Origin of the sequence: Streptosporangium sp. NPDC048047 (assembly GCF_040653115.1) — a bacterium.
Classification (GTDB): Bacteria; Actinomycetota; Actinomycetes; order Streptosporangiales; family Streptosporangiaceae; genus Streptosporangium.
Window position 1 is genome coordinate 47,709 of sequence record NZ_JBEZNH010000052.1, and the last position, 10,106, is coordinate 57,814.

Sequence of the window (10,106 nt, forward strand, 5' to 3'; positions counted from 1 at the left end):
ATGAGCACCCCTGCCGCAGAACCCGTTCCCATGCCCGCCAAGCGACGGGTGGCCCAGCTCGCGATGCTGGCCTTCGCGGTCGCGATCGTTATGTTCGCGTACGCGAACGTCGGCCTGGCCGTCGACCAGAAGATCCCCGCGGGGATGCTGGGCTACGGCCTCGGCCTGGGCGGCCTCATGCTGGCGGCCTACCTGGTGCTGGCGAAGTTCGCCCCCTGGGCCGACCCGCTGATCCTGCCGCTGGTGACGCTGATCAACGGGCTCGGGCTGGTGATGATCTACCGGCTGGAGGAGGCCAAGGCGTTCGGCGCGTCGGCCGCGACCCAGCTGATGTGGACGGCCGTCGGGGTCGTGATGTTCTCCGTCACGCTGATCGTGCTGCGCGACCACCGCGCGTTGCAGCGGCTCACCTACACCTCCGGCGCGCTCGGTCTCGCCCTGCTGATCGCGCCGCTGCTGCCGTTCGTCGGCAAGGAGATCAACGGCGCGCGGATCTGGATCAACCTCGGCGCCTTCTCCCTCCAGCCCGCCGAGTTCGCCAAGCTCGCGCTGATCGTGTTCTTCGCCGGCTATCTCGTCGCCAAGCGCGACGTGCTGGCCCTGGCAGGGCGGCGGCTGCTCTTCATCGACCTGCCCCGGGCCCGCGACCTCGGCCCGATCCTCATCGTCTGGGGTCTCAGCCTGGGCGTGCTGATCCTGCAGAAGGACCTCGGCTCCTCGCTGCTGATCTTCGGCACGTTCATCGCGATGCTCTACGTCGCCACCCAGCGCACCTCGTGGGTGCTGATCGGCGTCCTGCTGTTCATCGGCGGCGCCATCCTCGCCGGGATGGTCTTCGAGCACGTGCACAACCGGTTCGAGGTCTTCCTCGACCCCGAGAGCAAGGAGCTCTTCGAGCAGGTCGGCGGCAGCGGACAGCTCATGGAGGGCCTGTTCAGCATGTCCACCGGGAGGATCCTCGGCACCGGGCTCGGCCAGGGCCACCCCGACATGATCCCGCTGGCCATCTCCGACTTCATCTTCCCGGCCACCGGTGAGGAACTCGGCCTGACCGGGCTGATGGCCCTGCTGATGCTCTACGCGCTGCTGGTCGAGCGCGGCCTTCGCACCTCGCTCGCGGCCCGCGACCCGTTCTCCAAGCTGCTGGCGGGCGGCCTGTCGTTCATCATCGCCTGGCAGGTCTTCATCATCGTCGGCGGCGTCACCAACCTGATCCCCCTCACCGGCCTGGTCACGCCCTTCATGTCGCAGGGCGGCTCGGCGCTGCTGGCCAACTGGATCCTGATCGCGCTGCTCGTACGCGCGTCGGACGCGGCCAGGCAGCCGCCGCCCCAGGCCATCCAGGACGAAGGAATGACGCAGGTGTTCCAGCGATGAACGGTCCCCTCAAGCACGTCGCCATCGCCTGTCTGCTCATGTTCGGCCTGCTCATGTTCAATGTGAACTACCTGCAGGCCGTCAAGGCGGACAAGCTGAGCTCCGACCCGCGCAACAAGCGCAACTTCCTCGCCCGTTACGAGGTCGAGCGCGGCCGGATCACCGCCGGTGACAAGGTGCTCGCCGAGTCGGTCGACACCGGCGTCAACAAGGACTTCCGGTTCGAGCGCCGCTACCCCGGCGGCAAGGTCTACGCGCCCGTCACCGGCTTCTTCGCGCCCGAGAGCGAGCGCGACATGGAGCACGCCGAGAACGGCCTGCTCAGCGGCTCCAGCGCCGACCTGATGCTCCGGCGCGGCATCGACCTGTTCAGCGGCAAGAAGACCAAGGGCGCCAACGTCGACCTGACGATCGACCCCCAGGCCCAGCAGGCCGCCTACGAGGCGCTGAGCGCCAGCGGCAAGAAGGGCGCGCTGGTCGCGATCGAGCCGAAGACCGGGGCGATCCGCGCCATGGTCTCGGTGCCGTCCTACGACCCCAACCCGCTGGCCAAGCCCAACAAGGCCGACGTCAACAAGGCGTACACCAAGCTGGAGAAGGACGCGGACAAGCCGCTGATCAACCGGGCGATCGAGCGCACCTACCCGCCGGGCTCGACCTTCAAGGTGGTGACCCTGGCCGCCCTGCTGGAGAAGGACGACTCCCTGGGCACGGAGAGCCAGGTGGACGCCCCGCCGGTGCTCGACCTGCCCAACACCAGCCACGACCTGCCCAACTACGCCGGCGAGTCGTGCGGCAGCGGCCGGGTGACGCTGTCGTTCGCCCTGGAGCTGTCGTGCAACACGCCGTTCGCCAAGATCGGCATGGACCTCGGCTACGACGCGCTCAAGGACCAGGCCGAGAAGTTCGGCATCGGCGGCGAGCCGCTGAGCATCCCGCTCCCGGTCGCCGGCAGCGGGATCGGCCCCAAGGAGGACGACGCCGCGCTCGCCATGACCTCCATCGGCCAGCGCAACAACCAGATGACCACGCTGCAGATGGCCATGGTCGCCGCGGGCATCGCCAACAACGGGGTCGTGATGAAGCCGTACCTCGTCAACAAGATCGCCGACGCCGAGGGCGGCGAGATCGACTCCGCCGACCCCACGGAGCTCTCCGAGGCGGTGAGCGAGGACACCGCGCGCAAGCTGCGGGAGATGATGGTCAACGTCGTCGAGAAGGGCACCGCGGGCGCCGCGAAGATCCCCGGCGTGTCCGTCGCGGGCAAGACCGGCACCGCCGAGAACGCCCCCGGCAAGCCCCCGCACGCCTGGTTCATCTCCTTCGCCCCCGCCGAGGACCCGAAGATCGCGGTCGCGCTCATCGTGGAGTCCGGGAGCGCCGGTGGCGAGGCCACCGGTGGCCACACCGCCGCCCCCATCGCCAAGAGCGTGATGGAAGCGGTGCTGAGACGATGACCGCGTTGCTCGGGGACCGATACCGCCCGCTGGGGCGGATCGCGACGGGCGGCATGGGCGAGGTCTGGCGGGCCCGCGACGAGCTGCTGGGCCGCGAGGTGGCGGTGAAGCTGCTGCGCCGCCACGTGGCGGCCGACCCCGACTTCCGTGAGCGGTTCCGGATGGAGGCCAGGATCGCGGCCGGCCTGTCCGACCCCGGCATCGCCCAGGTCTTCGACTACGGCGAGGCCGACGACGTCGCCTACCTCGTGATGGAGCTGGTCTCCGGCGAGTCGCTGGCGGCCATCCTGAAGCGCGGCGGCCCGCTGGGCGTCGAGAACACCCTGGACGTGGTCGAGCAGACCGCCCGGGGCCTGGCCGCCGCGCACCGGTCCGGGATCATCCACCGCGACATCAAGCCCGGCAACCTGCTGGTCACCGAGACCGGAACGGTGAAGATCACCGACTTCGGCATCGCCCGTGCGCTGGAGGCCGCGCCCATGACGCGGACGGGCACCGTGATGGGCACCGCCCAGTACATCAGCCCCGAGCAGGCGTCGGGAGAGCGGCTGACCCTCGCCACCGACGTCTACTCGCTCGGCGTGGTCGCCTACGAGTGCCTCGCGGGCCGGCCGCCGTTCGTCTCCGAGACGCAGGTGGCGATCGCGCTCATGCACATCGGCCAGGAGCCGCCGCCGCTGCCCGAGAGCGTGCCGCAGGCCGTTCGGGACCTGGTGATGCGGTGCCTGGCCAAGGACCCCGGCAGCCGCCCGGCCGAGGCCGACGAGCTGGCCGGACGGGCCCGCGCGCTGCGCGAGTCGCTCGCCGCCGCCGGCGCGGCCGGGCTGGCGCAGCTGACCGATCCGCACGGTTGGCGGGCGGAGCCCGCGAGCGAGTGGCCGAGCGACGTCGTTCCCGCCCCGGCGGACGCGGCCGCCGGGGCGTGGCCGGCGGACGCGGACGCGGCCGCCGGGGCGCCGACCCCCGTCGACGCGGACGACGCGGACACGCCCGGCACGGGCGCCGCGGGTACGGCCGGCACGGGCCCCACGGGCCCCGTGGGCGCCGCGGGTGCGGGACCGGTCGTCGCGGGCGCCGGTGCCGCGGGTGCGGGTGCGGGTATCGCGGGCTCGGGCGCCGCGGGCGCCGGTGCCGCGGGCGCGGGTATCGCGGGCGCCGCGGGCGCGGATCCGTACGGCCCCGGCGCGGAGACCGCGGGCGGCGGGCGGCGCTCCCGCAGGGGACTGCGCCGTACGACGGTGATCGCCGCGACGGTGGCGGGATGCGCGGCGGCCGTCGGGCTGGGCGCGCTGGTCGCCCAGGACCTGACACACCGGAACGGCGATCCCGGATCCGGCTCGCCGGTCGTCCCGATGAGCCCGATCGTCACCGCCTCCCCGTCGCCCACGCCGACACGCCCCAAGCCGGTCCGGAGCCGACCGTCGGCCGTGCCGACGAAGCAGCACCGGCCTTCACCCACGCCGTCGGCTACCGTAAGCACATCGGCTACGCCCAGCGCACAGCCGAGCACGTCGCCGACGCCCAGTCCGACTCCGACCGCCCCGCCCCCGACCCCCACCGCCCCTCCGGCGACGCCGAGCACCACGACCAGCACCACCCCCGGCCCCGGCGAAACAGACCCGCCGAACGGGGAGACGTAATGCGGCACGGGGTCGATGATGGACACCGGTGGACCAAGGGATCACCGGCACCCAAGATGAACGGTAAGGGACAGTGCAGGAAATGACTCAGCCCCGACGCCTCGGCGATCGCTACGAGCTCGACGGTGTCGTCGGACGCGGCGGCATGGCCGAGGTGTACCGCGCTCGAGACATCCGGCTGGACCGGGTCGTCGCCATCAAGACGCTCCGCGCGGACCTCGCCAGGGACCACATCTTCCAGGCGAGGTTCCGCCGGGAGGCGCAGTCCGCCGCGTCACTGAACCACCCGTCCATCGTCGCGGTCTACGACACCGGTGAGGACGTCTCCGAGGGCGCGCCGGTGCCCTACATCGTGATGGAGTACGTCGACGGCCGCACGCTGCGCGACCTGCTGCGCGCCGACCGGCGGCTGATGCCCGAGCGGGCGGCCGAGCTGGTCGACGGGATCCTGCGGGCGCTGGACTACAGCCACCGCGGCGGCATCGTCCACCGGGACATCAAGCCGGCGAACATCATGATCACCCGCAACGGCGACGTCAAGGTCATGGACTTCGGCATCGCCCGCGCGATGGCCGACTCGGCCGCGACGATGACGCAGACCGCGCAGGTCATCGGCACCGCCCAGTACCTGTCGCCGGAGCAGGCCAGGGGCGAGCGCGTCGACGCCCGCAGCGACATCTACTCCACCGGCTGCGTGCTGTACGAACTGCTGACCGGGCAGCCGCCGTTCACCGGCGACTCCCCCGTGGCGATCGCCTACCAGCACGTCCGCGAGGATCCGATCCCGCCGTCGCAGATCGACCCCGAGATCCCCAAGTGGGCCGACGCCATCGTGCTCAAGGCGATGGCCAAGGACCCGGCGCACCGCTACCAGAACGCCGGGGAGATGCGGGCCGACATCCAGCGGGCGCTGTCCGGGATGCCGATGGACGCCCAGACGATGGCGATGACCAACTACGGCTCCGCCACCCGGACCATGCAGCAGCCCCCGGGGGGCGCCGGCGGCCCGGCCACCCAGCGCACCACCTCCGTTCCGGCGTACGAGTACGGCACCGAGGTGGCCGGAGGGGCCGGCGGCGGAGGCGGCGAGCGCGGCCGGCGCCGCCAGCAGAGCAACGGCAACGCCGCGGTCAAGACCGCCGCGTGGATCCTGGTCCCGCTGCTGATCATCGGCGCCTTCATCGGCGTGGGCTACAAGTTCCTGAGCTCCCCCGGCGACACCGCCAAGGGCACCAAGGTGAAGATCCCCGCGCTGATCTCGCAGACCGAGGAGGCGGCCGGCAAGACGCTCACCGGCATGGGTCTCAAGGTCAAGGTCAGCGAGAAGTACGACGACGAGATGGCGAAGGGCACGGTCATCGAGACCGACCCGGCGGCCGACACCGAGGTGGACAAGGGCACCGAGGTCACCCTCGTCGTCTCCAAGGGCACGGAGAAGGTCGCGGTGCCCGACGTGGTCAACATGACCACCGAGGAGGCCACCTCCGCGCTGGAGGAGAAGGGCTTCAAGGTCAGCGTGCTGCCCCAGGTCTCCAGCGGCAAGGAGGGCGTCGTCTTCAAGACCGACCCCGAGGCGGGCAAGCGGGCCGCCAAGGGCGGCACCGTCCGGATCTACGTGCCGAAGGCGGCCGTGGACGTGCCGGGTGTGGTCAACCTCACGGTCCAGGACGCCAAGCGGCTGCTGCAGCAGGCCGGGCTGAAGGTCAAGGTCGTCCCGCAGGCGAGCGAACTGCCCAAGGACACCGTCCTCAGCCAGGGCCCCGAGGCGGGGGCGAAGGTCCAGCCGGGCACCACGATCACGCTGGTCGTGTCCAGCGGCAAGGCGCCGCAGCCGACCCAGCAGCCGACGACCCCGAGCGACGAGCCGACCTTCAACGAGCCCCAGCCGGACGACACCAACACCGACGGCGGCAACAACGACGGCGGAGGCCAGGACGACGGCGGGGGAGACGTCTTCGACAACCCGCCGCCCGGCGACGGCAACTGAGCGACCGGTCCGCACCGCGATGAAGGAGCCCCGCCGTACGGCGGGGCTCCTTCATCGTTCACCGGCCCCGTGAACCACTCCGGGCCGCTCGGAACCGGGCCGCTCGAGGCCGACCGTCCGGAGCGGGGCCGCCCGGAGCAGAGGAGGGAGAGAGAAGTAGTGAGCCCTTCCGTCACTCGGGGGCGATGGCGGAAGGGCTCACTGGTTAGTCGTTCAGGCGGACGCGGGTGTTACAGATCTCACCCAGCCAGTTCCCGAGCAACCGGTGACCGTACTCGGACACCACCGACTCCGGGTGGAACTGCACACCCTCGACGGGCGCGTTACGGTGCCGCAGGCCCATCACCGTGCCGTCCGCGGTGGTCGCGGTCACCCGGAGATCGGGCGGTACGGTTCCCGGGACGACGGCCAGCGAGTGGTAGCGCGTCATGGTGACCGGGGACGGCAGTCCGGCGAAGACCCCGCTGCCGTCGTGGACGATCGCGCTGGTCCGGCCGTGCATCAGCTCGGGGGCCCGTGCGACGGTGGCGCCGTGGGCCACGGCGATGGCCTGGTGGCCGAGGCAGACGCCGAGCAACGGCAGGCCACGGTCCCGGCAGCGGCCGACGAGCGGGACGCTCACCCCCGCGTCCTCGGGGGTGCCGGGGCCGGGGCTGATCAGGACCCCGTCGAACCCGTCGGCGTCGTCGGCCGCGACGAGGTCACGCGGGCGCACGTCGCAGGAGGCGCCCAGCTCGCGGAGGTACTGGACGATCGTGTGGACGAAGCTGTCGTGGTTGTCCACGACGAGGACGCGCGGCGCCGACTCCGGCCCGCACGGGATCATCCGGTCACCCGGGGCCGTCCGGTCGTACGGGGCCATCGGGTGGCGCGAGGCCGTCCGGTCGTACGGGACCGTCCGGTCATGCTGGGTCATCGGGTGACGCGAGGTCATCGGATCATCGTGACGTGGTCGAAGGGAATCCGGGACTCGATCCAGGGGAACACGAGAAACCAGAGTACGGCCAATGTCAGCCCGGCCAGCGTCAGCGCCCCGACCGTCTTGCCGACGGGACCGCCGGGAAGCACGCGCCAGATCCACCCGTACACGCGACCCTCCTCATTCGCTCGTGTCGTGCGCAACCGCCGGATCGTGCCTCGTGCCGTGCGCGGCCGCCTGATCATGGTTCGTGTCGTGCGCGACCGCCGGACCGTGCCTCGTGTCGTGCGCGGCCGCCTGATCATGCATCGCCGGGCCGCGCGTGGGGGGGGTGTCGGTGCCCGTCCGCGGCGCGGCTCCCCGCCGCGTCCGTTCCCACGACCGGGCCGTCCGGTGGGCGATGGGCGGCCCTCGGCGGTTCCGGCTTCCGCTCCTTCCGGCCGGCCCGGGGCGGTTCCGGCTTCCGGCCGGCCCGGGGTGACTCGCGCTTCCGATCGACCATCCAGGGACGGTGGTCCCGGCGATTCTCCAGCTCACCGGTGACGATCAGCCGCTGGGCGGCGGAGTACTCCGGGTGGCAGGTGGACAGCGTGATCAGGGCCTTGATCGGCCTGCGGTCGGGGTGGGCGGGGTTCGGGGCGATGACGTCGAGGTCGGTGGGATCGACCACGTGCTTGCCGGTGACCCGGTAGGTGTAGCGGGCGTCACGGGCGTCGACCACGATGTAGTCGCCCCGGTGGAGCTCGTCGAGGCGATTGAACGGGGCGGCGTAGGTGGTTCGGTGCCCAGAAATAACGAAATTTCCAATTTTTCCGGGTAGGGCGGAGCCGGGATAGTGACCGGGCCCCATCCGCAACTGCTCCCAGTCGACCCCCTCCACCACGGCGTACCGGTAGAGATCACCGAGCCGGGGGATCCGCAGCATGGCCAGCGCCCCGCCCACCGGGACCTCGCCGAGCCTGCCGGATCGCACGATGTTCTTCCTGGCCTCGACGAGCTGCCTGCGCAGCAGCACCTGCTGCTCACCCGTGTAGGAGCCGGTCCCCCAGACGAGGTAGGCGCAGAAGAGCAACAGGACCGCGCCCAGCGTGACGCCCGTCTCCCCCAGGGCTCTCAGCGCGGCTCTCATGCGATCAGGCTAGGCGGGAGGAGCGGCCCGGAACCGGAGCGGAGCGCGCCGTTGGCGCAAGGTTTGCCCCGTACTGATCACCCGTGGGATCGCCATGTCCCATGTGTGCGGACTATTCTTACTCGGGACTTCACCCACCAGCGACTACGCTGGCTGAAATGGCCTGCGCACGATCCGGACCGCGCAGGGTTGACGCAGGAGAGCCCAGTGCCCAAGTCCAAGACTCGTAAGAAGGCGGTTTACACGCCGCCGCAGACGGCCCAGACGGTCAAGGTGAGCCCGCGCTGGCTCGCGCCGGTCATGGTGGCTTCCTGGATCATCGGCATCCTGTGGATCGCCGTCTACTATGTGGCCCCGACCGCGCCCCTCATCGGTGCCCTCGGCAACTGGAACCTGTTCATCGGGTTCGTTTTCATCATCTTCGGTGTGGTGTTGTCCACCCGCTGGCGTTAGTTTTTTCCACAGGGTTATCCACACCCTGGGGAAGTTCCGGGGTGTGGATGATCAGACGGGAAGGCCGTACCGAGCCTGGAAGGCGAGCGGCGGCAGCAGCGTGACCGCCGCGACCAGCAGCAGGAACACCGCCACGCAGCCGGCCAGCTGGAACAGGGTGCGGTTCCCGCGCGGCGCGTGGACGAGGATCGCCGCCACCGCGACGCCCGTGATCAGGCCACCCAGGTGGCCCTGCCAGCTGATGCCGCTGAGGGTGAACGTCATCAGCACGTTGATGCCGATCAGCCACAGCACGCCGGTGACGTCGTAGCGGAGCTTCCGGCCCACCACGAACAGCGCGCCGAACAGGCCGTAGATCGCGCCCGAGGCGCCCACCGCGTTGATGCCGAACAGGTATATCGCGACCGAGCCGCCGAGCGCGGAGAGCAGGTAGAGGGCCAGGAAGCGCAGCGAGCCGAGGCTGCGTTCCAGCTGCGGGCCGATGACGTACAGCGCCAGCATGTTGAACAGGATGTGGGTGATCGAGAAGCCCTGTCCCGGCTGCGCGTGCAGGAAGGCGCCGGTGACCAGGCGCCACCACTCGCCCTCGTAAATGGCCGGGGAGAGGGTGGAGAAGGTGCCGATCACCCCCGGGTCGAGGAACTGGGCGCCGTAGGCCAGGACGTTCACCGCCAGGAGCGTCCAGACCACGTACGGGGTGCCGACCGGCCTGCCACCGAAGACCGCCCGCGTCTGCCGTACCGTCTTGTTGCCCTCGGCCACGCACTCGGGGCACTGGAAGCCCACCGAGGCGTCCCGCATGCAGTCGGGGCAGATCGGACGCTCGCAGCGCTGGCAGCGCACGTAGGTCTCACGGCCGGGATGGCGGTAACAGGTGGGGACGGCCGTGGTTTCAGGCTCGCCGGGAGGCTGGGTGGTCATGGCGTCTCGCTGCCCCTTCGACCGTGCTGTTGTCCACAGACTGCCAGCCTATTAAGGATCCCGGGTGTCCGCGCACGCCACAGTGGCCGGGAACGGCCGTACGGCGGGCGGGGGCGTCCGGCGCGTGGGCACGACGGGAGCGGACGCCCGGCGCGATGGTGGACACGGCGGGCCGCCGCGGAGTCCGCGACGCGGACCGGTGTGGCGACCGTTCCCGGGCCGT

9 protein-coding genes are annotated in these 10,106 nt (G+C 70.9%); 5 read left to right on the top strand and 4 right to left on the bottom strand.

Features of this window, described 5'->3' with window-relative positions; translation table 11 throughout:
- The 4 genes from AB0D67_RS31280 to pknB all read left to right on the top strand — a co-directional run bounded on the left by AB0D67_RS31280 (window position 1) and on the right by pknB (window position 6,461).
- Window positions 1-1,377 carry an FtsW/RodA/SpoVE family cell cycle protein gene (locus AB0D67_RS31280; protein ID WP_362944029.1) on the top strand — a complete coding sequence of 459 codons (1,377 nt, stop codon included), beginning with the start codon at window positions 1-3 and terminating at the stop codon, window positions 1,375-1,377.
- Window positions 1,374-2,834 carry a penicillin-binding protein 2 gene (locus AB0D67_RS31285; protein ID WP_362944031.1) on the top strand — a complete coding sequence of 487 codons (1,461 nt, stop codon included), beginning with the start codon at window positions 1,374-1,376 and terminating at the stop codon, window positions 2,832-2,834. The genes AB0D67_RS31280 and AB0D67_RS31285 overlap by 4 nt, the downstream gene beginning before the upstream one ends.
- On the top strand, window positions 2,831-4,474 hold the full coding sequence (locus AB0D67_RS31290) for a protein kinase (RefSeq protein WP_362944034.1): 1,644 nt from the start codon (window positions 2,831-2,833) through the stop codon (window positions 4,472-4,474). The genes AB0D67_RS31285 and AB0D67_RS31290 overlap by 4 nt, the downstream gene beginning before the upstream one ends.
- 82 nt (window positions 4,475-4,556) lie before the next feature.
- On the top strand, window positions 4,557-6,461 hold the full coding sequence (gene pknB, locus AB0D67_RS31295) for a Stk1 family PASTA domain-containing Ser/Thr kinase (protein ID WP_362944036.1): 1,905 nt from the start codon (window positions 4,557-4,559) through the stop codon (window positions 6,459-6,461).
- A 205-nt stretch (window positions 6,462-6,666) separates the two neighbouring features.
- On the opposite strand, the gene AB0D67_RS31300 is transcribed toward pknB, so the two are convergent.
- The 3 genes from AB0D67_RS31300 to AB0D67_RS31310 form a co-directional block, all read right to left on the bottom strand.
- Window positions 6,667-7,287, bottom strand: coding sequence for a gamma-glutamyl-gamma-aminobutyrate hydrolase family protein (locus AB0D67_RS31300; RefSeq protein ID WP_362944047.1), 621 nt, complete (start codon window positions 7,285-7,287; stop codon window positions 6,667-6,669).
- A 104-nt stretch (window positions 7,288-7,391) separates the two neighbouring features.
- Window positions 7,392-7,550, bottom strand: a complete 159-nt coding sequence (locus tag AB0D67_RS31305; RefSeq protein ID WP_362944038.1) for a hypothetical protein — start codon at window positions 7,548-7,550, stop codon at window positions 7,392-7,394.
- Between the two features lie 131 nt (window positions 7,551-7,681).
- The gene (locus AB0D67_RS31310) at window positions 7,682-8,509 is read right to left on the bottom strand and encodes a class E sortase (protein ID WP_362944040.1); all 828 of its coding nucleotides are present in this window, start codon (window positions 8,507-8,509) and stop codon (window positions 7,682-7,684) included.
- 207 nt (window positions 8,510-8,716) lie between these two features.
- Here AB0D67_RS31310 and AB0D67_RS31315 point away from each other — a divergent pair, with 207 nt between their 5' ends.
- Complete coding sequence (locus tag AB0D67_RS31315; protein ID WP_189250144.1) at window positions 8,717-8,962, top strand: cell division protein CrgA; 246 nt, start codon at window positions 8,717-8,719, stop codon at window positions 8,960-8,962.
- A gap of 51 nt (window positions 8,963-9,013) precedes the next feature.
- Here AB0D67_RS31315 and AB0D67_RS31320 read toward each other — a convergent pair whose 3' ends face one another.
- Window positions 9,014-9,883, bottom strand: coding sequence for a rhomboid family intramembrane serine protease (locus AB0D67_RS31320; RefSeq protein ID WP_362944043.1), 870 nt, complete (start codon window positions 9,881-9,883; stop codon window positions 9,014-9,016).
- Window positions 9,884-10,106 lie beyond the last annotated feature (223 nt).

What these genes read in the sequence shown, in the direction of transcription:
- AB0D67_RS31300 (WP_362944047.1), bottom strand. Translation starts at nt 7,287, where the DNA reads ATGATCCCGTGCGGGCCGGAGTCGGCGCCGCGCGTCCTCGTCGTGGAC.
- AB0D67_RS31280 (WP_362944029.1), top strand. Translation starts at nt 1, where the DNA reads ATGAGCACCCCTGCCGCAGAACCCGTTCCCATGCCCGCCAAGCGACGG.
- pknB (WP_362944036.1), top strand. Translation starts at nt 4,557, where the DNA reads ATGACTCAGCCCCGACGCCTCGGCGATCGCTACGAGCTCGACGGTGTC.
- AB0D67_RS31290 (WP_362944034.1), top strand. Translation starts at nt 2,831, where the DNA reads ATGACCGCGTTGCTCGGGGACCGATACCGCCCGCTGGGGCGGATCGCG.
- AB0D67_RS31310 (WP_362944040.1), bottom strand. Translation starts at nt 8,509, where the DNA reads ATGAGAGCCGCGCTGAGAGCCCTGGGGGAGACGGGCGTCACGCTGGGC.
- AB0D67_RS31320 (WP_362944043.1), bottom strand. Translation starts at nt 9,883, where the DNA reads ATGACCACCCAGCCTCCCGGCGAGCCTGAAACCACGGCCGTCCCCACC.
- AB0D67_RS31285 (WP_362944031.1), top strand. Translation starts at nt 1,374, where the DNA reads ATGAACGGTCCCCTCAAGCACGTCGCCATCGCCTGTCTGCTCATGTTC.